The organism is Comamonas sp. E6 (assembly GCF_001010305.1).
Classification (GTDB): domain Bacteria; phylum Pseudomonadota; class Gammaproteobacteria; order Burkholderiales; family Burkholderiaceae_C; genus Comamonas; species Comamonas thiooxydans.
Genome location: NZ_BBXH01000008.1, coordinates 182,895 through 205,694 on the forward strand (window position 1 = coordinate 182,895; position 22,800 = coordinate 205,694).

Consider the following 22,800-nt stretch of genomic DNA (forward strand, 5'->3'; position numbering starts at 1 on the left):
AATATGGCGGATACGTCCTATTCGCCCGAGGCTGCCGCCCAGGCCGACATACCGGTCTTTCGTGCGCTGGCTGCGCAGGAGCTGGAGCAACTGGAGCGCGAACGCTTGCTGGTGTGCCAGGTCGCGGCCCGTGAACTGGGGCTGAGCGATTGGAGCATGGACCGCTCTGGCCTGGCGCAGCTGCAGCAGTTGCTCGATCGTGGCCTGGTGTCGGCCGACAACCTGCTGCTGGCCCGAGGATTGGGTGTGGTGCTGGGGGACGCGCTGAGCTGCGAAATGGACGATATGGACTGGCATATGGTGAGCGACGACTGGGGAACCGACCCCGTTGTGCGCTACCGCGAAACCAGTATCCAGGTGGGGGCTCGCGACATGGTCCTCAAACGGCTCGAAGACGGCCAGAGCGTCGATCTGCTGCACTTGCTCGATGGTGTGATTTCGCACCTGCAGCCCATGATCGACTCCGGCGACTACCAATAACGTCAATCAAGATTTATTCAGGAGGCTCTTATGCCCTGGACCCAAGACCAGATGGCCGCGCGCGCGGCCCAAGAACTCGAAGACGGTTTCTACGTCAACCTCGGTATCGGCATTCCCACGCTGGTGGCCAACCACACGGGCGACAAGGAAGTGTGGCTGCAGTCCGAGAACGGCATGCTGGGCATCGGCCCCTTCCCGACCGAGGACCAGGTCGACGCCGACCTGATCAACGCCGGCAAGCAGACCGTGACCACGCTTCCCGGTTCGGCCATTTTCGGCTCCGACCAGTCGTTTGCCATGATTCGCGGCGGCAAGATCAATCTGTCCATTCTGGGCGCCATGCAGGTGTCCGAAAAAGGCGATCTGGCCAACTGGATGATTCCCGGCAAGATGGTCAAGGGCATGGGCGGAGCCATGGACCTGGTGGCGGGCGTCAAGCGCGTCATCGTGCTCATGGAACATGTGGCCAAGAAAAAGGACGGCACGACCGACCTGAAGATCCTGCCCAGCTGCACCCTGCCGCTAACGGGTCTGGGCGTGGTGGATCGCATCATCACCGATCTGGGCGTGATGGACGTGACACCCGAAGGCCTGAAGCTGGTGGAACTGGCCGATGGCGTGAGCTTTGACGAGATCCAGTCCAAGACGGGTGTGACGCTGCTGAAATAAGCGGCGCTGCGCTCCCAGGCAAGAACCGCTGCGGCGGTTCTTTTTTTGCGCCTTTTTCTGCAGCATTGGCAGAATTAATAGCTGTCGGGGTTGATAGGGCAAGCGATGCAAGCTGTTTTTGCTTTAATTGCGGCCCACAAATTATTGCAATCTGCAACAATCGAGTTTGATTGAGCAGACAGAAACAGAGCGCTTTGATGAGTGAGAACGCTGGTGCGCAGGGGCACGAGACCGATGTACATTTTTTGCGCGCAGTCACCGATATGGCCGAGCATACGGAGGTCATGACAGGCGATGCAATCTATACCGATAAGGGCATGAAACTGGTGGACAAAGGCACACGTGTTGACAGTCGTCTCTATGACCGTCTGGTCATGCACAAGCTGCGTGACCCGATCGATGCCAACCTGATCACGGGCGATCTGGTCGACGTGACATCCCTGGTCGCTCTGGCGCGCCAGCAATGCGAACAGGTCGATCTGCTGCATCGCATGGTGGCGTCCATCGGCGATATCGAGCGTCTGCTGGCGCCGCTCAAGAGTCTGCTGCTGCCCCAGGCCATTGCCTTCAAGCTCACCGTCATGCGCGAGCAGCGCAGCGACCTCTACCAGCACAGCCTGCAGATGACGCTGGTGGCGATCTTTCTGGCGCTCAAGAACGGCTGGACCGAGCGCGAATGCGTGCCGCTGGCCACGGCCGCGCTGCTGCACGATGTAGGCATGCTCTATATGGACCCGGTCTGGACCGACCCGGACCATCGCTTGAGCGGCGAGGAACGCAAGCATCTGGTCGCGCATTCCGTCACCGCCATGCTGGTGGTGCGCAGTACCGAACTGTATTCGCGCGCCGTGGAAATCGCCGTGCTCGAGCACCATGAGCGCATGGATGGTTCCGGCTATCCGCGCGGCATCAAGGGCAACGCCATTTCGCCCATGGGTCAGGTGCTGTTGCTGGCCGAGGTGGTCTCGGCCTTCTTCGAGAAATTCACGGACATGCCGGGCCAGCGCCTGTCGCTCATGCTGCGCATGAACCACAAGAGCTATCCGGCCGATCTGGTGCACCTGATTCTGCCGCTGCTCTACGACGAAATCAGTCCCGGCAAGCCACTGGCGCCGCTGCAGGCCGAGTTCTCCCACAGTATTGCGGCTCTAGAGGCTGCGCTGCGCAAATGGAGCGAACTCAGGCGCGACTTTCCCGAGCACTGGCAGCAAATGCCCGATGCGCAGGCGGCGGTGGCCGTGGAAGCCAGTCTTGCGCAACTGCAGAAACAGCTGGCCGAGGCAGGCTCTCACCCCAGCCAGCAACTGGACGTGCTGAGCTATTTCAAGGACGACGCCTTGGGCATGAGTGAGCTGGCCCTGGTCAACCGCGAGGCCCTGTGGCAGTTGCAGGCCATCATGAACGACTGCCTGCGCCGCTGGCCCACGCTGGGGCAGGGCGGCTCCACGCTGGAAGTCGCCGTGGCCGAATGGTGCGAGGCCTGTGCTCAGTTGATGCCGCAGGCAGGCCGCAGCTCGGCCATGAATGCCGACAGGCAGTCGCTGAATTGAAGGCATTGACCACGAGTTCCGCCCAGGACGGCTGGCCTCAAGTTTGATAGTGGCAGGCGCTTGATTGACAGGCGCTAAACCGGTATTTCTTCAAAATTCTGTGCATCACGCCGCAGCGCGGCGTGCTTTGCTGCTTCTGCTTGCGCCATCCTGAAAAAGTATTTTTGATAGCGCACGATGTCCGATCTACAAGGGTCGACTGTATCTGCTGCCGATATTAAGGTCTTGTTTTGCGCGGAAACTTGAATAACTGTATATTTGTACAGTATTCAAGAGCTTTCGCATGCATACCCAGCCCCTGACATCCTTGGCCCATCCTGGCTCACCGCCCGGCATGACGGAGTCTGTCCGGCAGCAAACAGGTGCAGAGCAGGGCGTGCGGCCGGGTCTGCCCGCTGCGGGCAGCCCGCATTTGTCCACCATACAGATTCCCGGTGTCTGGCGCGGCACGGACTGGCAGGCGGGCGCCGGCTCTCAGGTCTGGCCCAGCGGTCATGTTGCGCTGGATGCCGAGCTGCCGGGCGGCGGCTGGCCCGGCAATGCCTTGATTCAGCTGCAGCAACCCGCGCACTGCCATGCGGAGTGGGCCTTGCTGTTGCCGGCGCTGGCCGCCCGTGTCCGGCAGCATGCGGCTTCACGCGCGGATTCAGGGCTGGGCCAACTGGTGCTGGTGGCTCCACCCTATCTGCCTTTTACCCCGGCCTTGCAGGCCGCCGGTATTGACGCCAAGCGGCTGTGCGCGGTGCAGCCGGGGCGCAGTGCCCAGGATCTGGCCTGGGCCTGCGAGCAGGCTCTGCATTGCCGGGATGTGCTGGCGGTGCTGGCCTGGTTGCCCGAACTTCCCGCGTCCACGCTGCGCCGCTTGCAACTGGCCGCCGCTTCGCAGGGCCGGCCTCTGTGGCTATGGCAGGAGTCGCAGGCCGCGCCGCACAGCTCCCCCGCCGCATTGCGGTTGAGACTGGAGAGAGTCACGACAGTCTTCGCTGCCCAGCAGGCGCCGGGTTTGCAGATACAGATACTGAAGCGCCGTGGGCCTTTGCTGGAGCGCCCCATACAGCTCGCGCTTTCGCAGTGGGCCTGGCAGCCCGTGCTGCAGGCGCAGGCCCAAAGACATGCGCGCCAGAGCGAGGAGGCTGTCATGCTCATGCAAGGGCGCATGACAGTCGCCGCTCCTGCAACGGCCTCGCCTTGGATGACGGAGGCATGAGATGGGCAGTGCAGAGCACTGGATGGCCTGGCCTCTGGCCTGCCTGAGCGAGTCAAGCCCGGTGGCTGAGAGTGCCTGCTGGTGGGCGCTGGAGTTTTCGCCGCGTGTGGCCTTGCTCGAAGACGCCTTGCTCATGGAGACCAGCCTGGTGCAGCGTCTTTGGGGCGGAGCCGAGGTCTTGCTGGCGCGGCTGGACAGTGCTTTTGCGCAAGCTTGTCAGGCTGGCCCCCCGGAGTCCGGGGGCGGCGATGCGGCATTGCAGCCGCTGCGCGGCCAGGGCGGCACGGCCTGGCAGGCTTTGGCACGGCTGCGGCTGCAGCAGGCCCGGCCTTGCGGCTCCGTCCCTGTTTCCCTGTCCATGTCTGAGTCATCGCTGCATGCCGATGCGCTGCCGCTATGGACGCTGAGCGCCCTGGAGCAGCACAGCTCCGTGCTGCTGCGCCTGGGTTGCCGCAGCTGGGGCGATGTGCGAGCATTGCCGCGCGCGGGGCTGTCGCGCCGCATTGGAGCCAAGGCCTTGCGTGCGCTCGACGAGGCCTATGGTCTGCAGCCCCAGCCGCTTGACTGGCTGCAACTGCCCCAGCAATTCCTGCTGCGCCACGACCTGGGTTACCCGGCTCACCATGCCGATGCCGTGCTCCATGCCGCGCAGCCGCTGTTGCGCGCGCTGCAGTCCTGGTTGCAGGCCCGTCACCATGCGGTGCTGGCGCTGCGATTGCGCTGGCACCATGATCTGCGCCGTATCGACGGCCAGGAGCTGCCGGTCTGGGGAGCGCTTGTCATCCGCACGGCTCAGCCCACGCAGGGCATGGCGCATTTGCAGCGCCTGTTGCGTGAGCACCTGGGCCAGCAGCGCTGGCGCGCCCCCGTGGACATGCTGGAGTTGCAGGCGCTGGAGACGGTTCCCTGGGCGGCCGAGCCGCTGAGCTGTCTGCCGGCCGCCCAGGGCCAGAGCCCGTCGGACAGTCTGGCCTGGCATGAATGGGTGGAGCGCCTGAGCGCCCGCTGGGGCGAGGAGACCGTGCAAATGGTGCAGCCGCGGGCCGATCACCGCCCCGAGCAGATGCAGTGCTGGCAAGCTGCGGCGAAGCTGCTGCAGAGCCAGAAGCCAGGCGGCACCAGGGCTAGCGCCAGGGCCGAGGCGGGAGCCGGCTTCAGGCCACGCCGTCAGCCCGGCTGTGCCGACTCCTGGCAAGCCCTGTGGCCGCCCTGGCTGTTGTCCAAGCCCCAGGCCTTGCCCGTGCAGGACAATCGTCCCCAATGGCATGGGCCACTGCAGCTCAAGGCCGGGCCCTACAGGCTGGAGTCCGGCTGGTGGGATGCGGCTGGCGATGCGTTTGCCGATGCCCAGGCCGGCGCGCCGGTCGGCTTGGCCGTGCGTGACTATTTCGTGGCCTATAACGCCGTGGTCGGCCATGTCTGGATTTACCGCGAGCGCGCCCGTAGCGAACACCTGATGAGCATGACAGCCAGCCCCGCCAGCTGGTTTGCGCAAGGCGTGTATGGCTGAGCAGATCCTGGTCGAGCCGCCCGCTGCCGCACTGTGCCTCGCAGGGCCGCCGCCTGTCGCCATACCGGCCAGCCCCGTGGCTCAGGGCATGGGCAGAGGGCCGCTGGCCTATGCCGAGTTGCATTGCCTCTCGAATTTCAGTTTTCTGCGCGGTGCTTCATCGCCTGCCGAGCTGGTGCACCGGGCCAAAAGCCTGGGCTATGCGGCGCTGGCGCTGACCGACGAGTGTTCGGTGGCCGGTGCCGTGCGCGCCCATGAGGCGGCGCGGGACTGCGACTTGCACCTGATCCATGGCAGCGAATTCGCCTGGGGCTCGTTCAGGATCGTGGTGCTGGTGCGTGATTTGCAAGGTTGGGGCAATCTCTGTGAATTTATCACCGCTGCACGCAGCCGCTCAGGCAAGGGCGACTATCTGGTTGATGAATCCAGTCCCTGGAAGCTGCTGCAGCAAGGCTGCGAATGCCTGCTGCTGCCGCAGCGCGAGCAGCTCGATGCATCGGATTTGATAGCTGTAACCGCTCTTCTGGAAAACGTTTCAGCGCATTTTTCGACAAATAACCTGTGGCTGGGCGTGGAGCTGCATCTGGCGCCCGACGACAGCCTGTGGCTGCAGACCTTGCAGCAGGCGGGCGCGGCGCTGGGTCTGCCGCTGCTGGCCTGCGGCGATGTCCATATGCATGCACGCTCGCGCAAGCCGCTGCAGGATGTGGTCACGGCGATACGCCTGGGGCGCACCGTGGCCGAATGCGGCTTTGCACTGCAGCCCAATGCCGAGCGACATCTGCGCTCGCGTCTGCGGCTGGCCTCGCTCTATCCCAGGGCCATGCTGGAGGCGACGCTGGAGCTGGCCGGGCGCTGCAGCTTCAGCCTCGACGAGATTCGCTACCGCTATCCGAAGGAGAGCGTGCTGCCCAGCATGACGGCCACGCAGACCCTGGCCTGGCTGACCTGGGAGGGCGCGGCGGGACGCTATCCCCAGGGCATTCCCAAAGACGTGCGCGATCAGCTGCACAAAGAGCTGGCGCTGATCGAGGATCAGAAGTACGAGATGTACTTTCTCACCGTGCATGACATCGTGCGCTATGCGCGCAGCGTCGGCATTCTGTGCCAGGGGCGCGGATCGGCGGCCAATTCTGCGGTCTGCTACTGCCTGGGCATTACGGCGGTAGATCCGGAAAACAACAATCTGCTGTTCGAGCGCTTTATCAGCAAGGAGCGCAGCGAGCCGCCCGATATCGATGTGGACTTCGAGCATGCGCGGCGTGAAGAGGTCATCCAGTACATCTACGACAAATACGGGCGCGACCGCGCCGCGCTCACGGCCGTGGTCAGTTGCTGGCGCAGCCGTAGCGCGCTGCGCGATGTGGGCAAGGCGCTGGGCCTGCCTGCCGATCTGATCGATGCCCTGGCTAAGGGGCAGTATTGGTTCAGCGAGCATGCCCAGGCGCAAGCACAGACGCATGCAGAGGCGGCCGATTCGGCAGAGGAGGACCAGGCGCCCGAAGCACTGCCCGAAGACTGGGGGCAGCGCAAGCTCCAGGAAGCCGAGGTGCTGGCACGCGAAATGAATTGCGCAGTGGGCGCGCATCGGCTGCGCCTCTGGATAGAGCTGGCCTGGCAGCTCAAGGACAGCCCGCGCCACCTCAGCCAGCATGTGGGCGGCTTTGTGCTGACCGAGGGCAAGCTCACGCGCCTGGTGCCCGTGGAGCCCGCCACGATGGCCAAGCGCTCCGTCATACAGTGGGACAAGGACGATCTTGATGTCGTGGGCCTGCTCAAGGTCGATGTGCTGGCCCTGGGCATGCTCACCATGCTGCGCAATGCCCTGAACGAGCGCGCCCGCTGGCGCGGCGAGCCATGGGAGCTGCACCAGATTCCGCAGGAGGATGCCGCGACCTACGAGATGATTTGCCAGGCCGATACCGTGGGTACTTTCCAGATCGAAAGCCGCGCCCAGATGAGCATGCTGCCGCGCCTGCAGCCGCGCACTTTCTATGACTTGGTGGTCGAGGTTGCCATCGTGCGCCCCGGCCCGATTCAGGGCGGCATGGTCCATCCCTATCTGCTGGCACGTGAGCGTGAACGCCGCAAGCTGCCGCTCAAGCTTGAGAAGCCGGAGCTTGCAAATGCGCTCAAGCGTACCTTGGGTGTGCCCATTTTCCAGGAGCAGGTGATGCAGATCGCCATCGATGCCGCGGGCTTTTCGCCGGGCAGGGCGGACGAGTTGCGCCGCTCCATGGCCGCCTGGAAGCGAAAGGGCGGGGTGCATCGCTTCCGAGACGAGCTTGTCGGCGGCATGCTGGCCAAGGAATACAGCCCCGCATTTGCCAACGCCATCTTTGCGCAGATGCTGGGGTTTGGCGAATATGGCTTCCCCGAAAGTCATGCCTGCAGTTTTGCGCTGCTGGCCTATGCGAGCGCCTGGCTCAAGCGCCATGAGCCAGCCATCTTTCTGCAGGCGCTGCTCAATGCCCAGCCCATGGGTTTTTATTCGCCGTCCCAGCTGGTGCAGGATGCGCGCCGCCATGGCGTGCGCGTGCTGCCCGTCGATGTCTGTCATAGCCACTGGCATTGCACGCTCGAAGCCCCTCTGCAAGCCATGCGCGGCGTGGCCCAGCCCCAGCCGGCCGTGCGCCTGGGGCTGAACCGGGTTGCCAGGCTGGGCAAGGCCGCAGCGCTGCGAATCGAGGGGGAAGCTGCGCAGGCTCCGTGGAAGGACGTGAGCGATCTGGTCATCCGAGCCCGGCTGGACAAGGCGGATATGGAAGCCCTGGCCGCAGCGGATGCGCTGCGCAGCCTGGCCGGTCACCGTCGCCAGCAGATGTGGGATGCTGCTGCGCAGGCCAGCCTGCCACCCATCTTTGCCCAAGCTGCGATTCATGAGCCGAGGCTTGAACTGCCCCAGGCCGCCGAGGGCGAGGAAATCATGTTCGACTATGCCGCCACCGGTCTGAGCCTGCGCCGCCACCCGCTGGCCTTGCTGCGTCCCAGGCTGGCGCGCCATGGGCTGAAGACCGCAGCCGAGCTGCGTCATATGCTGCCAGGCCAGAAGGTACGCGCCTGCGGCATTGTTACCGTGCGCCAGCGTCCGCCTACCGCCAACGGCACGCTGTTCATCACGCTGGAAGACGAAACCGGCGTCATCAACCTGGTGGTCTGGAGTCAGACCTTTGCCCGCTGGCGCTCTGCGTTGCTGGCCTCGCGTCTGCTGGCCGTGGAGGGCATCTGGCAGCGCAGCACGGCCCCGCAACTGGAGACGCTGGAATCAGCAGGGGATATGCCTGCGGCCCAGACTGGGGATGAACCTGCGGTTCGCCATCTGGTCGTGATGAAGGCCAGGGATGTGACCCGCTGGCTGGGGCGGTTTGCCGAGGTCGGGCTGAACAGCCGGGATTTTCATTGAGCGAAAAGGGGGCTGAGCCGGTCGCATTGCAGAGTCGGAGCTGCAGAAAACTCAATCTCATTTTATTGATATGTCATAACGGATTCACGATCGCTTACCAAGATTGCGAGCTTTTCCGCCCTTTGAGATTGGCTTGCGTATGCAGACACCTGTTCATTTTTCCGCACACAAGAAAACATTCGTGCTTCGTGCCGTCGCCCTGGCAACAATATTGACTCTGGCTGGTTGTGGCGGTGGTGACGGCGGCAATCAAGACCAGGTGGCCGAGTACGTGATTCCCGGCCCGCCTGCAGGGCTGGGCACCGAGACGATCAACGTCACAGCGCAAGCGGCGACCAGCATGCCGGAGTCGCGCACCGATGTACCCAGATACCGCGAAGATGCCACCGTCTTCAACTCCGGCAGGCATGATGCAACGGCCAATGGTAACAACTCCTGCTACGCCGATCACACCACCAACAGCACGCTGCGCATTCTTTCGGGCTTTCTCGATATCTGGGAGCCTTCCGAGCGAAAGATGAACGGCTTCAAGAAATCCGATTTCGCTGGCATCTTCGCGCTTGGCGCGACCACACCAGATACCAACGTCGCCGGAAAGCAGGGGTGTGAGGCTTTCGCTCTGACCACGTGGAACGGTGTCTGGCATGTGCTTACAGCAGACAACATCAATAGCACGCCAGGTCAGGCACCGTTTGCAGGGACCACGGGAACGATCAAGAAGAACGAGCTATTCCTGCAGAATATGGAGTACTCGTCCAAGCTGACCACGCAAACAATCTACACCGATGCGCAGAAGGAAGAGATCAAGTTGGACGACACGGGCAACAAGGTCACGCGCACGGTCATGGGTGGCTCGCTGGGGCCGCTGGGCCAGGCATGGGATGATTTGGCAAAGAATCCCAGCTCTGGCTGGGGTGATACCAATATCCAGACCAACCCCGAGTTCGGCGCGGTGCTTCAGTTCGTTGACAATGCCACGGTCGGCAATATTGCTTCGGACAATGGGCCCAAAGGCTTTTACAAATTCGCCCGTCCGTATCGCTGGTCGGCTGCCGACAGCAGGCTGCCTGTCGTCAAAGTGCTGCCGGAGCTGATGTCGCGCCGCGCCGCAGGTGACGATGCCGCTGCGGCACAGGTCAAGGCGCAGCAGGACTCCGATTTTCCCAGCGGCCATACGGCCGAATTCGTGCGCTATTCAATGGCTATTGCCTATATGGCGCCACAGCGTTTCCATGAAGCCCTGGCGCGCGGGCTTGAGGCTGGTGAGAACCGCATTCGTGCGGGCATGCACTCGGCGCTGGGCGTCATGGGCGGGCGAATGCTGGGCTCGTCCGTATGGATGCCTTTTCTGAAGGGCGCAGGCGATCGAGGCCTTAGCTATACCGAAGCACAGCGTCAGCTCGTGTTTCAGCAAGCACAAGCGCAGTTGCGAAGTAAGCTGGGCGTGAATACCGGCGTGGAGCTTTGGAACGTTGCGCACTCGGCCAAGCCCGGCGAAGACCGCTTTGCGGATTTCACGACCACCAAGGCAGAATATCTCAGGCGGCTGACATTCGGTTTTGAACAAGACAAGGCCAAGGCTGGCAAGCCTGTCGTTGTACCCAAAGGAATGGAAACCCTGCTGGAGACCCGCTTCCCCTATCTGACGGCAGACCAGCGGCGAGCCGTGCTCAAAACCACGGCCATCGATTCCGGCTACCCAGTGCTTGATGATGAAGAAGGTTTTGGGCGACTGAACCTGTTCGATGCGGCCAGCGGCTACGGCAGGCTGGAGGCAGATGTGACCGTCACCATGAACGACAGCATCGAAGGCTTCTGTGCTTCGGGCTTCTGCACTTTTGACCGTTGGCGCAACGACATCAGCGGCGCGGGCAAGTTGACCAAGCGCGGAAACGGCACTCTGGCATTGGCAGGCGCCAATACATATAGCGGCGGCACGGTGGTTTCCGCGGGTACCTTACGTGCGGACTCTTCCTCTGCGATAGGCACCGGCGCGGTATACATCGATGGTGGTACTTTGGCGACCAACGGCGACCAGCTCAAGGTGAGCGGCTCTTACACCCAGAAGTCGGGGGAGTTGAACTTGGCGCTGTCCAGCAGCACTGCAGGCACGTTGGCGGTGGCCGACCATGCTGCACTGGCCGGTGCTTTGAACGTGAGCTTCATCAGTGGTTACACCCCTAAGGCAGGTGACAAGATTGTGGTGTTGACCGCCAAAGGCGTGCACAACAAGTTCACCAGTGTGGTGGTGGATGGCTTTGCAAAGTCCACTGCGAGCTATGACGACACCAGTGTGAGCATCACATTGGCCAGTTGATCGGGCTTGGGGTAGAAGGCCTGCGCGATCTCTTGGCGCAGGCCTTCTTGCGTTTGCAAAAGAGGCCCGCACTTTTCAAGATGCAATGACGCAGCGGTCTTTCCGGGGCGTGGCCGCTGTTCATCTATGTGACGAGATTTTGAACAGTGGCCTGCTCGAAAGCAATGGCCTTGCTATTTGCAGATGCGAGGAGGTGAGCCGTCGAGGTGATTTCTACAAAGCCTCTGCAGTCGTTGGCCAGCTAGCTCAATCCAGCGACGTAATCCCTTGATAATACTAATTACATTGTGTTGCGATTTGCGCTAAGCGAGTGATGCAGCAAGCGGCTTTGCCGGGTCGGCCCCATTTCATGTATCGGAGCGGCCGCTTTGCCGGCTATTTACTTTTCTATGGAATGGATGAAAGCGATGAGATTGACCAAGCTGAACATTGGTGCCCGACTGGGCCTGGGGTTCGCAGTGGTGTTGGCATTTGCCGTGGTGATCACGGTTATCGGCATCTGGCAGCTGCACTCGGTGGGCAAGGCCACGCAGCAGATGATGCAGGAGCCGCTGACCAAGGAGCGCCTGATCAGCGACTGGAACAGCAATGTCAGCGTGGCGGTGGCACGCACCACGGCCATCGCCAAGAGCAGCGACGCAAGTCTGGTGCAGTTTCTGGCGGTGGATGCGGCTGCCACTACCAAGAGCACAGCCAATGTGCTCAAGCAGATCGAGCCCCTGATCACCCAGCCTGCGGAGCGCGAGATCCTGGACAGGATCATGCAGGTGCGCAAAACCTATATTGCCAGCCGCGACAAGGTCAGTCAGCTCAAGGCCGACGGCATGGCCGAAGAGGCGGAGTCCACGCTGATCAACAGCTATGTGCCGGCCGCCCAGGGCTATCTGAAGCTGCTCGGCGAGCTGCTGAACCTGCAGCGCGCCAGCTTGGATGCCAAGGCGGCGGAGGTGGAGCAGATCGAGAGCAGCAGCAGGACGTACTTCCTGGTTCTGGCCTTGCTGGCTCTGGCCATCGGCTCTGTCAGCGCCTGGCGTCTGACGCAAGGCATCACCGCTCCGCTCAAGCATGCGGTCGGAGTGGCTCGCCGCGTGGCCGATGGTGATCTCACGGCTCAGATCCATGTGAGCAGCAGCGATGAAACCGGGCAGCTCATGCAGGCCTTGCACGATATGAATTCCAGCCTGGATAGGCTGGTGGGGCAGGTGCGTCAGGGCACGGACAGCATTGCCACAGCGTCGGGCCAGATTGCAGCGGGCAACCATGACCTGTCTGCGCGCACGGAAGAGCAGGCCAGTTCCTTGCAGCAGACCGCTGCCTCCATGGAGCAGCTCACTTCCACGGTCAAGCAAAATGCCGATAACGCCAGTCAGGCCAATCAGCTGGCGCTGTCGGCCTCCGATGTGGCTGTCAAGGGAGGCATGGTGGTGTCGCAAGTGGTGGAGACCATGGGCGCCATCAGCCAGTCTTCGCGCAAGATTTCCGACATCATCGGCGTGATCGACAGCATTGCTTTCCAGACCAACATCCTGGCGCTGAACGCGGCCGTGGAAGCGGCCCGTGCCGGCGAACAGGGCCGCGGTTTTGCCGTCGTGGCATCGGAGGTGCGCTCGCTGGCTGGCCGCAGCGCTGAAGCGGCCAAGGAAATCAAGCAGCTGATTCAGGCCTCGGTCACCAAGGTCGAGGAGGGCAGTGCGCAGGTCAGCCAGGCCGGTCAGACCATGGATGAAATCGTCAGCAGCGTGCAGCGCGTGACGGACATCATGGGTGAGATCACCGCCGCCAGCCATGAGCAGACCAGCGGCATCGAGCAGATCAACCGCGCGGTGGCCGAGATGGATCTGGTGACCCAGCAGAATGCCGCCCTTGTGGAAGAGTCCACCGCTGCTGCGCAATCCATGCAGCAGCAGACCAGCGACCTGTCGCAGATGGTCAGCATCTTCCGCCTCAAGAGCGCCTGATTCCGTGACGCTGCCGCAGTCCAGGCTGAAGGGCTTGCGGTTGCCGCTTTTGCTTTGCTGATCTCCGGGACATGAAATATGGTGTGAGGCACCTCCGCCATATTCCGTCCGAGTGGCTGCCTGCATTCTTTGCAGTGTGCCAGGACTCGATGCTGAGATCGGGCTGTGAGCTGCTTGCCCGTATTAGCGATTGCGTACTTGAGTCAGCAACTGCTTGCAGTTCACATCGTCGTCAGCGGCAGGCACGGTCAGCGGCACCAGTGCCAGTGCCGCTGGCGCAAAAACGGCAGCAGCCACTGCAGCGCCGGCACGGGCTGCCAGGGGGCCTGGCTCCAGGCCCACATCGGGCTTGGCAAAGCTGCCGCGCACATAAAGTGGCGTGCGCAACGAAAAGAACTTCCACTTCAGCGATTCGGGGACGATGCGCAGATTGAGCTGTTCCTGCGCCAGATTGATCTCGCCCGTGGCCTCGACAACGGCTTCTGTGGTGGCCAGCTTGGCCATGCGTGGGCGGGCAATGCCCTGTTGCACATTGAAGTCGGCCACGGCACAGCGCAGCTGAACTTCCTTGTCGCTGCCAAACAGCTTGGCGATGACAATGGAGCCTACGTTCAGCCCTGCGAGGTCCAGCAGTTGCGAGCTGAAAGTGCCGTCGCGTACAAACAGGCGTAGCGAGCCATTGCCCGTGCCCAGCCACTGTGCCAGTGACTCGCCCTGTCCGGTGAGCGCGACTGCGCCATCGAGCCGGCCCAGGCTTTTCTTCATCTTTTCAATCGTAGGAAACAGCGCGGAGAGCTTGAGCGACTGCACCTGTGCGTTGAGTTTGGCAGCAACGGGCTTGGCATGGCTGTCCACGGTGGCATCGATATTCAGCGTGCCTTCGGCGAGGCCGAACTTCAGTGGCGAGAGGGTGAGTCTGCCGTTGTCCAGCAGCGCATGCACGCTGAGGTCTTGCAGGGGCAGAGCTTCGGGCCGCAGGATATGGCTGCTTTCATAGCGCAGGTCGAGATCCATCTTGTCCCAGTTCTCGGTCTGGAACCGAACCTGCGGCAGTATCTTGCCGTTGACGGGCTGGGGCTTGTCGGGGCTACCTGACGGGGCTGCGCCTATGACCGGTCCCAGATCCACCAGTCGCAGTTGTTTGGAGTGCAGCTGTGCCGTCAGCTTTGGCCGGGGCTGGGCGGAGCGGTATTGGAGATCGCCGCGCAAATCGCTCTGACCTAGCTTGCCCTGAAACTTTTCGTACTGCCAGACGGCCTTGCCCGGCGCTAGGCTGCCGATCAGACGGCCGCTGGTCTCGAACGGCGGAGTGGCGGGCAGCAGCAGGCCGCTGAGCTCGAACAGGTCGGCCATGCTCTTGCCGCGTACCTGAACTTGAAAGTCCAGTCCGTCCAGTGTCTTGGGATTGTCGAGAATCCCCTCGGCAAACGCTTGCAGGCTGCCGGCCTTGGCCGATATGCGCAGCGGAAAGCGCAGCCTGTCCTGGCGTAGATCCAGTACCGGTCCCGCCAGACCCTGGGCCCGAATCTGCGTGCGGGTCTTGCCTTCATGCAGATAGCCAGCGAGGCCGAAGCGCACACCATAAGGTTGATCGGCGCTGACCGGTCTGCGCAGCGTGTCGATACGGGCGCGCACGGCCATGTTCTTGACGGCGTCGGACCAGCCCAGAACGCCGTCGCTGATGCGCAACTGGCCTATTTCAAAACTCCACTTCGGGCCGCTGCTTGAGGGCTTGTCAAATGTCCAGTTGTTCTCGCCCTTGTCGTTGCGGGCCAGCACCATATCCGGAGCCTGCAACAGCAAGGAGTCGAGTTGTACATGGCGCGCCAATAGTGGCCAAAGGCGCAGGCTGGCCGTGGCATTTGCTGCGGTGATCATGGTGCGAGCATCGCGTTCGGGCGGTTGCCGGCCGGCATCGGCTATGGCGTCGTCGTCATCTACGCTCGTCTTTTTCTCGCTCGCTGCCTGACCTTGCTCGGGCAGGCGACCGGTGTTGAGCTCCTTGGGCGTCGCAGGCAATACCGGCTGTTTGTCATCGGCTTTTTCAGGCGCCTGCCGAACCAGCCAGCCCTGGGGCTGCGAAAGTGTCAGATCGCTGGCATGCAGCACCACTCCGGGCACCCAGTGGCGCCAGCCGGTATCGAGGGGCTGTGGCCAGGTCCATTGCAGCTGCAGGTCACCATTGATGGCAAAGTCGCGGCCCGCGAAAGTGCTGACTTTTTCATTGATCCATGGCCTGAGCTTGTTCCAGTCCATGAAGGCAATCAGCAGTGCCGCAGCCAAAATCAAGGCCAGCAGCAGTGCCATAGCAATGGCCGCCCAGCGCAGCCAGTGGCGCATCAGGCGCTGATGTGCACGAGTGGAATCAGAGGCTGAAGTACTGGTGGTGTCGACCATGGCTGTTGCATCCTTTTTGCCACATGCTATTACGCATAGGTGAAATGCCTCGTCATCCAATTGCCTGATGCAGGTTTGCCCGCATGTGATCAGCTCAGACGCCGCGACCGATCCGGGATACGGTGTGGCAGTCTGAAGTCTGCTGGAGTCAAGAGTGCAAGCATCTGCAACAAAGGCTGCGGCGCTTCATGAAGTGCTGTGAAGTGCTGCGCCATTGCGCAAAGGCACCCATGGCGTTGAGGCGGCTGTGCGTCTCCGATGCTTGCCGATCCTGTGCGGTCAAACGGCAAGATTGCCGATGGACCAGGAAACACCGGTATCGAAGTTCGCCTTCAACTCGTCCGCAGCATGTTCCAGCTCGGTCAGAAACATTTCCGTTGCGGCTGCCATCGCATAGCCGGTGCGCTGATAAGCGCAGCTGTGCAGCAGCGAACCTGCATCGTGCAACGCACGCCAGCTCAGACGCTCAGCGGCCATGTCTTCCGCCACATTGTCCGGCAGCATGAAGGCCAGTGCCTGGCCGCTTGCCACCAGGCGCCGGGCCATGGGGATGCTGCTGGTCTCCACCATCGGCTGGATCCGGCTCAGCGCACCGTCGCCCAGACGCTCGAGCATGCTGCGCAACTCCATGTCGGGAGTCATCATGATCAGCGGATAGGCCAGGCAGTCACGAAGACGCAGCAGTCGCGGACGCATTCGCAGAGGGTGATCCGGAGCCATCACCACGCCCAGGGGCTGTGCCCAGGAGCGCATCTCCTCGACACCGGCAGGAGGTGTTCGGCGCAGGCAGTAGGCCACATCGATCTCGCCCTGAGCCACATGGCGCAGCAGCTCTTCACCGATTCCGGCACGCACGCTGAAGGTGATATTGGGATAGCGTTGATGCATTGCCGCAATCACCTGAGGCACGAGGTATTCGGCCGTCGCGTGGGGAACACCCACGCTTACATGCCCATGTCGCAAGGCATTCAGATCTTCGACCTGGGCCAGGGCATTGTCGAAGTCTCGCTGACTGCGCCTGACTGCTGCCAGCACGATCTCGCCCGCCACCGTCAGCTGCATGCCTCTGGGCAACCGGTCGAACAGAGGCTGACCGACCTGCGCTTCGAGATTGAGGATCTGCTGGTTGACCGCTGCGGCGGTCAGGTGCAGCGTCGCCGAGGCCTTTCGCACCGAGCCTCGGCGCGCCACCTCGTCAAAGCATCGAAAGGCCTGTGAAATCGCTGGCATGGGCTGAGTGTAAAGTTTTTTCTGACATCTATTAAAAAACAATCAGCTATTCCTGACGCTCCTGAACTTCTAGAGTGGCAGCCATCAATCCCTTCTGTCACAGAAAGAACCCCATGGCTACCACCGTTGACCAGGTCACTCAACGCCGACGCGGCACAGGTCTCATCGCTCATGACAGCACTCTCAGCGCTGGCGGCTACACATTGATCGCCCCCCAGACGGCCGATGGGCATGTCTACCTCATAGATATCCACGGTCAGGTGGCGCATGAGTGGAAGCTGCCCGTGCGCGCCGGCCGCCACGCCGTCATCCTGCCTAACGGCAATCTCGGCTACAACGGCAACCATCGTGAATCGCCTGATCTTTACGCACCCTGGTCCATGTGGCATGGCGGTGATTTCTACGAGGTCAGGCCCGACGGGGAGGTGGTCTGGCGCTATGAAGACCCGACACACCACCATGACGCACAGTGGTTGCCCAACGGTCATCTGCTCTATGCAGCCTGTGCCCCTGTTCCACAGGGCTTTGCCGAACGGGTGCCCGGCGGCACCTCCTTTGCTGCTGACGAGCTGATGTACGGCGATGTGATCCGGGAAGTGGACCGCACAGGTCGATTGGTCTGGGAATGGAAGGCCTGGGAGCATCTGGAGCCTGAGGACTTTCCCATTCACCCAGGCTTCGGCCGCTATCACTGGCCCCTGGTCAACGGCCTCGGGATGGCGGCCGATGGAACAGTGCTCATGAGTCTGCGCACGACCTCGGGAATCATTGGCGTGGACAAGGCCAGCGGCAGGGTGAAGCTGCATATCCCACCTTCGGTGGTCTCGCACCAGCATGCTCCGGTTGCGCTGGCAAACGGCCATGTCCTGACCTTTGACAACGGCAACTTCCGCCAGGGAGCCCATGTGGCTTTCTCGCGTGTGCTGGAGATAGATCCTGTTTCCCACGAGATCGCGTGGAGCTACCAGGACGAGATGGTCAACGCCTTCTACACCGCCTTCATGGGCAGCGCGCAACGTTTGTGGAACGGCAACACGCACATCACGGAGTCGGCCACGGGGCGATTGTTTGAGGTGACGCCGCAGGGCGAGCTGGTATGGGAATTCATTCTGCCCTGGTTTGGCGAGTACCCCGATGCCGCTGCACGCCGCACAGGCCCGGGGCGCTTGAACACGGTGTTCCAGACATGGCGCTACCAGGCAGAGCAACTGCCTTGGCTGCCCCGCTGAGCCATTCCAATCCCAGCAGAAAGATCATCATGCAAATACGACGCAGACAGTTTGCAGCCTGGGCGCTGGGCGCCCCGCTGCTGCAGCAGCTATCACTGGCAAGCCAGGCTGCTGCCCAGCCCTGGCCTGCCCAGGCACTGACGGTGGTAGTTCCCTTCGCGCCCGGAGGCAGTGTGGATGTGGCCGCCAGGCTGGTGATGCCGCGTCTGGCTGAGCGCCTGGGCCAGCCCGTGATCATAGAGAACATGGTCGGAGCATCGGGGACCATTGCAACGCAGCGTGTCATCAAGGCCAGACCCGATGGCTATACCTTGCTCTTCGGTGTGGCCAGCTCGGTGCTGGTCGCACCCATGATCTCGCCGACAAAGTTCCGCTACGACGGTCTGCATGAGTTGAAGCCCGTGGCACCCGTGGCCTCTTCGGTCTTTGCGCTTGTCGCACGCCCGGGCCTTGCTGCAGGCAGTGCGGACGATCTCATTGAACTTGCGCGCCAGAAACCGGGGCGACTGACCTTGGGCACCGATGGCATCGGCACCAGCCTGCACCTGACGGGGGAGCTGATTCAGCAAATGTCCGGTATCGATCTGGTACATGTTCCCTACAGGTCTGGTCCACAGGTGCTGACCGAGCTGGCAGGTGGTCAGATCGACCTTGCCGTGCTGCCTGTTGCGCTGGCTCAGCCGTTTGTCCTGGAGGGCAAGGTCAAGGCACTGGGCGTGACATCCCGCCAGCGCCTGGCCACGTTACCTCAGGCGCCAAGTCTTTCGGAGACACCGGCCCTTCGCAATCTGGAGGTCGAGGCCTGGCAAGGCTTGCTTGCTCCCGCTCATACAGATGCCCATATCGTGAAGCGTCTGGCCGATGAAATCGCGATCCTGCAAGCGGACCCCGAGATGGTCAGAAAACTGACGGAAGCGGGCTTCAAGCCCATGCGCATGGGGCATCCCCAGTTCCTGGCCTATCTGGAGCAGGAGAAAAGAGTTCTGGAGAGCACCATTCGCAAAGCCAATATCCGAACAGACTAGTCAGTGCGAAGTCGCATCATGGTCTGACCAGGGTCCATGCGGCCATGAAAGCCAGGAGTCGGGCCAGCCACTAAAATCCCGCGCCATGCATAACTCCCACGATCCCAAGGTTCTGCCCGTGCGCGATGGCGTCAGCCCCAGCTGTGTGGTGTTGCCCTCCCAGGGCGAGGGGCTGCTGATCGACTTTCTGTGCGAACGTCTGCCTGTCGTCGAACGCGCAGACTGGCTGCGCCGCATGGCTGCCGGTCAAGTGGTCAGCGAAGCGGGACACAAGGCCGGTCCGAATGCTGCATTCATGCCGGGGCTGCGCTATTACTACTATCGCGAACTGGAGGCCGAGCCAGAGATTCCGTTCGCGGCTGAAGTCATCCATCGCGATGCACATCTGCTCGTTGCGGACAAGCCGCACTTTCTGCCTCTGGTGCCAGCCGGCCACTATTTGCAGAACACGCTGCTGGTGCGGCTCAGGCGCGAGTTCGACCTGCCCGAGCTGTCGCCGATTCATCGCATCGACCGCGACACTGCGGGGCTGGTGGTGTTTTCGGTGCAGCGCGCCACACGTGGCATCTATCAGGGGCTGTTCAGGGACAGGGCGATTCACAAGGTCTACGAGGCCGTGGCGGCTTACCGCGCGGAGCTGAGCTTTCCGCGCGAGCACGCGAGCCGCATGGAGGAGAGTGGGCATTTCTTTCGCATGCATGAGGTCGCGGGCGAGCCCAATAGCCGCACCCTGATGGAAATCATCGAGCACAACAGTGCCTGGGCGCGCTACCGGCTCAGTCCGGTTTCGGGCAAGCGCCATCAGCTGCGTGTGCATATGGCGGCGCTGGGCCTGCCGCTCCGGGGCGATGCCTTCTATCCCGTGGTCAATGATCCGGAGCCGGGCGACTATTCCAGGCCCTTGCAACTGTTGGCTCGCAGCCTGGCCTTTGATGATCCTCTGACTGGACAACGGCGCGAGTTCACCAGCCAGCGCAGCCTGCAGGCGCTGCCGCGCGACTGAGCGCAGTCTTGCCCGACCCTTGCCAGGGCAGGGGAAACGCCGAGCTCTGCAATTTATCGGACAAAACTGTCCGATAATTGGCGCCATGTCCACCACCCGTCCTCCATCCGCCGAACGCCGCGCCCAGTTGCTGGACGCGGCCGATGCCGTGTTTGCCGAGCATGGCGTGACCGCACCCCTGGATCTCATTGTCGAGCGTGCCCAGGTGGGCCGTGCCACGCTGTATCGTCAGTTTCCGGACCGTCGCGCCATCATGTTGGCGCTGCTGGAGCGCTCGGTCGAGAAGACCCGCGCCGCCGCAGCCGCCTGGCATGACGACGACCAGGCCTTCTTCAAGCTGCTGGCTCTGGTGGGCGAGCGCATCGCCGTCTCCGCCACGCTGGTGGACTACTGGCGTACGGTGGACCAGAGCGATGCAGAAGTCATTCATGCGCGCCAGCAGATGTGGCTGGTGTTCGAAGAGCCCATGAAGCGTGCGGTGGCCAAGGGCCTGTGCAAGCAGGCCTTGAACGCCAAGGATCTGTCCCTGGTGTTCGGCATGCTGGGCGGTGCCCTGCGTGGCGAAACACCTGCCCAACGCAAGCAACTGGCGCGTCGTGCCTTGCAAATCATTCTGGACGGAATCAAGGCCTGAGGTTTATGAGTCAAGCTGCAGCACAAGCCAGTGGGGCTCAAGCCAATCAAGAAGGCCCGAAACCTCCCAGCAGCCAGGCTTCAGCTTCTCCAGCCATTCCGCAGGGGCCCGTCATCCTGCTGCGCCGCCCGCCGGACTGGGCCGAGCATGAAAAGCCCGCGCTGCCCGGCTCGCCGGCCATGCCCCATCACGAGCCCTGGATCCGCGTCTGCTATGGGCTGATTGCGGTCCTGGTCGGGCTGACCGGCGGTCTGGGCAATGCCTTGTTCACCGCAAATCTGCCCACGATTCAGGGACAGCTGGGGCTGACCTCGGTCGAGGCTGCCTGGCTGACGGGCGCCTACGTCATGTTCAATATGACGGCCAATCTGCTGGTCTACAAATTCCGCCAGCAGTTCGGCATGCGCCTGTTCACCGAGATCGGCCTGGGTTGCTACGCGGCGCTCAGCGTGCTGCATCTGCTGCTGGGCAGCTACGACAGCCTGATTCTGCTGCGTGCGGCCAGCGGCCTGGCAGCGGCGACCTGCTCCTCGCTGAGCACGCTCTACATGCTGCAGTCGGCACCGCGCACCTATGTGCTCAAGATGCTGGTGATCGGCGTGGGCGTGGTCCAGCTGGCCACGCCGCTGGCCTGGATTCTGTCGCCGGGTCTGCTCTATAACAGCGAGTGGCACAACCTCTATCTGTTTGAAGCTGGCCTGGCGCTGATGTCCTTTGCCGCCGTGGTGCTGCTCAAGCTGCCCTCGGGCCTGTACATCAAGACCTTCGAGAAGCTGGACTTCGTCACCTTCAGCCTGATGGTGCCGGGTCTGGGCCTGTTGATTGCGGTGCTGGTCCAGGGCTACTCGCGCTGGTGGTTCGATACGCCGGGGCTGGCCTGGATGCTGGTGGCGGCGATCGCGCTGCTCAGCGTCGCGCTTTACATCGAACACCATCGTGCCAACCCCATGTTCCACACGCGCTGGTTCGCGCAGATGCCGACGATCCGTTTCGTGATCGGAGCCATCTTGCTGCGCTTTCTTACGGCCGAGCAGAGTTACGGCGTGGTGGGGTTGATGCGCACGCTGGGCATGACATCCGACCAGATGCAACCGCTATTCATGGTGATTCTGCTGGGGACACTTATAGGTGTTGCATTGTCTGCTATTACTTTCGGTGTTCCCAATATGGGCAAGCAGATTGTGGTGGCGATTGCACTGTTTGCCGTGGCCGCATTTCTCGATCACCACCGCAGCAGTGTGGACCGTCCTTCGGACTTTTTCTTCAGCCAGTTTCTGCTGGCGGTGGGCTCGGGTGTCTTCATGGGCCCTCTGATGCTGACCGGCATCATCCAGGGACTGAAGTTCGGCGCCAACCACATGCTCACCGCCGTGGTCACCATCTCCATGACCCAGGCCATGGGCGGTTTGCTGGGTTCGGCCTTGCTGAGCACTTACCAGACCTACCGCGAGCAGATCTACTCCGTGGCCCTGGTGGCGCAGATAGACCCGACCGACCCCGTGGTGGCCGAGCGGCTCAAGATACAGAACCAGATCTACGGCAGGGTGACGCCCGATCCCGCCATGCGCGCCAACCAGGGAGCGCTGCAGCTGTCGCAGATCGTGCGGCGTGAAGCCAATGTCAGGGCCTATAACGATGTGTTTGCGCTGACGGCCGCCATCGCCTTGCTGTATCTGCTCTGGAGCCTGGGAGCATCAGCGCGCGTGCGCCAGGCTGCCGCCATGGTGCGCGCCATGACACGGCAAAGCGGCAACCAGGTGGCGGCAGCCGCCGGGACCGACGGTACGCCTCAGCGCGCACCTTCGGTGGCGCCGGTTGCAGAACCTGGGGCAGCGAGCGCTCATGAGCCCGATGTATCGCAGCGTGTCACGGTGGTGGTGCAGCCCACGGCCACCGATGCCTATGGCGATGTGGAAGAGGGCGCTCGGACCGAATCCGCCAGTCCGGCGCGGACCGTGGTGATCGAAGGTTCCGAGGCCAGGCGGCTTGCCGCCGCCGCGCAGGCGGCCGAGACCCGTGAGCAGGCCGTGCTGGCCAGCCGCGACCCTTTGCAGGACAACGCCCAGGCGCTCGAGCTCGAGGCCGAGCTGGAGCAGGAAATCGACAAGAACGCCCGCAGCAGCCCTGCGGCCGGTGATGGCGGTCGGGGTGGCTCCGGTCACCAGGCAAGGAACTCAAACCGATAACA

At 62.5% G+C, this 22,800-nt stretch carries 15 protein-coding genes; 13 read left to right on the top strand and 2 right to left on the bottom strand.

Annotated elements, in window-relative coordinates; genetic code table 11:
• The first annotated feature begins 3 nt into the window (after positions 1 to 3).
• From CSE6_RS07525 to CSE6_RS07560, 8 genes are all read left to right on the top strand, one after another.
• Positions 4 to 480 (top strand): DUF3806 domain-containing protein, encoded by a 477-nt coding sequence (locus tag CSE6_RS07525; protein WP_059440235.1) that lies wholly within the window; start codon positions 4 to 6, stop codon positions 478 to 480.
• A 30-nt stretch (positions 481 to 510) separates the two neighbouring features.
• Positions 511 to 1,149 (top strand): 3-oxoacid CoA-transferase subunit B, encoded by a 639-nt coding sequence (locus CSE6_RS07530; protein ID WP_012838252.1) that lies wholly within the window; start codon positions 511 to 513, stop codon positions 1,147 to 1,149.
• Between the two features lie 197 nt (positions 1,150 to 1,346).
• A complete protein-coding gene (locus tag CSE6_RS07535; protein ID WP_034352451.1) occupies positions 1,347 to 2,699 on the top strand; it encodes an HD-GYP domain-containing protein in 1,353 nt (450 codons plus the stop codon).
• A 283-nt stretch (positions 2,700 to 2,982) separates the two neighbouring features.
• Positions 2,983 to 3,906 (top strand): translesion DNA synthesis-associated protein ImuA, encoded by a 924-nt coding sequence (imuA, locus tag CSE6_RS07540; RefSeq protein WP_059440236.1) that lies wholly within the window; start codon positions 2,983 to 2,985, stop codon positions 3,904 to 3,906.
• A gap of 1 nt (position 3,907) precedes the next feature.
• Positions 3,908 to 5,416 carry a hypothetical protein gene (locus CSE6_RS07545; RefSeq protein ID WP_059440237.1) on the top strand — a complete coding sequence of 503 codons (1,509 nt, stop codon included), beginning with the start codon at positions 3,908 to 3,910 and terminating at the stop codon, positions 5,414 to 5,416.
• The gene (gene dnaE, locus CSE6_RS07550; protein ID WP_059440238.1) at positions 5,409 to 8,819 is read left to right on the top strand and encodes a DNA polymerase III subunit alpha; all 3,411 of its coding nucleotides are present in this window, start codon (positions 5,409 to 5,411) and stop codon (positions 8,817 to 8,819) included. Before CSE6_RS07545 ends, dnaE begins: the two co-directional genes overlap by 8 nt.
• A gap of 181 nt (positions 8,820 to 9,000) precedes the next feature.
• Positions 9,001 to 11,136, top strand: coding sequence for an autotransporter-associated beta strand repeat-containing protein (locus CSE6_RS26680; RefSeq protein ID WP_274522618.1), 2,136 nt, complete (start codon positions 9,001 to 9,003; stop codon positions 11,134 to 11,136).
• 407 nt (positions 11,137 to 11,543) lie between these two features.
• Positions 11,544 to 13,094 carry a methyl-accepting chemotaxis protein gene (locus tag CSE6_RS07560; protein ID WP_034352489.1) on the top strand — a complete coding sequence of 517 codons (1,551 nt, stop codon included), beginning with the start codon at positions 11,544 to 11,546 and terminating at the stop codon, positions 13,092 to 13,094.
• Between the two features lie 183 nt (positions 13,095 to 13,277).
• On the opposite strand, the gene CSE6_RS07565 is transcribed toward CSE6_RS07560, so the two are convergent.
• Positions 13,278 to 15,491: an AsmA family protein gene (locus tag CSE6_RS07565; protein WP_059440240.1), complete on the bottom strand. Its 2,214-nt coding sequence runs from the start codon at positions 15,489 to 15,491 to the stop codon at positions 13,278 to 13,280.
• 279 nt (positions 15,492 to 15,770) lie between these two features.
• Complete coding sequence (locus tag CSE6_RS07570; RefSeq protein WP_059440241.1) at positions 15,771 to 16,721, bottom strand: LysR family transcriptional regulator; 951 nt, start codon at positions 16,719 to 16,721, stop codon at positions 15,771 to 15,773.
• 113 nt (positions 16,722 to 16,834) lie between these two features.
• Here CSE6_RS07570 and CSE6_RS07575 point away from each other — a divergent pair, with 113 nt between their 5' ends.
• The 5 genes from CSE6_RS07575 (at position 16,835) to CSE6_RS07595 (ending at position 22,798) form a co-directional block, all read left to right on the top strand.
• On the top strand, positions 16,835 to 17,950 hold the full coding sequence (locus CSE6_RS07575) for an aryl-sulfate sulfotransferase (protein WP_059440242.1): 1,116 nt from the start codon (positions 16,835 to 16,837) through the stop codon (positions 17,948 to 17,950).
• A 29-nt stretch (positions 17,951 to 17,979) separates the two neighbouring features.
• A complete protein-coding gene (locus tag CSE6_RS07580; protein ID WP_034405535.1) occupies positions 17,980 to 18,975 on the top strand; it encodes a tripartite tricarboxylate transporter substrate binding protein in 996 nt (331 codons plus the stop codon).
• An 85-nt stretch (positions 18,976 to 19,060) separates the two neighbouring features.
• The gene (locus CSE6_RS07585) at positions 19,061 to 19,978 is read left to right on the top strand and encodes a pseudouridine synthase (RefSeq protein WP_059440243.1); all 918 of its coding nucleotides are present in this window, start codon (positions 19,061 to 19,063) and stop codon (positions 19,976 to 19,978) included.
• Positions 19,979 to 20,063: 85 nt separating this feature from the next.
• Positions 20,064 to 20,612, top strand: coding sequence for a TetR/AcrR family transcriptional regulator (locus CSE6_RS07590; protein WP_034352504.1), 549 nt, complete (start codon positions 20,064 to 20,066; stop codon positions 20,610 to 20,612).
• A 5-nt stretch (positions 20,613 to 20,617) separates the two neighbouring features.
• Positions 20,618 to 22,798 carry an MFS transporter gene (locus CSE6_RS07595; protein WP_034384046.1) on the top strand — a complete coding sequence of 727 codons (2,181 nt, stop codon included), beginning with the start codon at positions 20,618 to 20,620 and terminating at the stop codon, positions 22,796 to 22,798.
• Positions 22,799 to 22,800 lie beyond the last annotated feature (2 nt).

Excerpts from the sequence above, each read along its gene's own strand:
- CSE6_RS07535 (WP_034352451.1), top strand. The coding sequence starts at position 1,347 with ATGAGTGAGAACGCTGGTGCGCAGGGGCACGAGACCGATGTACATTTT.
- CSE6_RS07575 (WP_059440242.1), top strand. The coding sequence starts at position 16,835 with ATGGCTACCACCGTTGACCAGGTCACTCAACGCCGACGCGGCACAGGT.
- CSE6_RS07585 (WP_059440243.1), top strand. The coding sequence starts at position 19,061 with ATGCATAACTCCCACGATCCCAAGGTTCTGCCCGTGCGCGATGGCGTC.
- CSE6_RS07565 (WP_059440240.1), bottom strand. The coding sequence starts at position 15,491 with ATGGTCGACACCACCAGTACTTCAGCCTCTGATTCCACTCGTGCACAT.
- CSE6_RS07570 (WP_059440241.1), bottom strand. The coding sequence starts at position 16,721 with ATGCCAGCGATTTCACAGGCCTTTCGATGCTTTGACGAGGTGGCGCGC.
- CSE6_RS07595 (WP_034384046.1), top strand. The coding sequence starts at position 20,618 with ATGAGTCAAGCTGCAGCACAAGCCAGTGGGGCTCAAGCCAATCAAGAA.
- CSE6_RS07590 (WP_034352504.1), top strand. The coding sequence starts at position 20,064 with ATGTCCACCACCCGTCCTCCATCCGCCGAACGCCGCGCCCAGTTGCTG.
- imuA (WP_059440236.1), top strand. The coding sequence starts at position 2,983 with ATGCATACCCAGCCCCTGACATCCTTGGCCCATCCTGGCTCACCGCCC.
- CSE6_RS07580 (WP_034405535.1), top strand. The coding sequence starts at position 17,980 with ATGCAAATACGACGCAGACAGTTTGCAGCCTGGGCGCTGGGCGCCCCG.
- CSE6_RS07530 (WP_012838252.1), top strand. The coding sequence starts at position 511 with ATGCCCTGGACCCAAGACCAGATGGCCGCGCGCGCGGCCCAAGAACTC.
- dnaE (WP_059440238.1), top strand. The coding sequence starts at position 5,409 with ATGGCTGAGCAGATCCTGGTCGAGCCGCCCGCTGCCGCACTGTGCCTC.
- CSE6_RS07525 (WP_059440235.1), top strand. The coding sequence starts at position 4 with ATGGCGGATACGTCCTATTCGCCCGAGGCTGCCGCCCAGGCCGACATA.
- CSE6_RS07545 (WP_059440237.1), top strand. The coding sequence starts at position 3,908 with ATGGGCAGTGCAGAGCACTGGATGGCCTGGCCTCTGGCCTGCCTGAGC.
- CSE6_RS07560 (WP_034352489.1), top strand. The coding sequence starts at position 11,544 with ATGAGATTGACCAAGCTGAACATTGGTGCCCGACTGGGCCTGGGGTTC.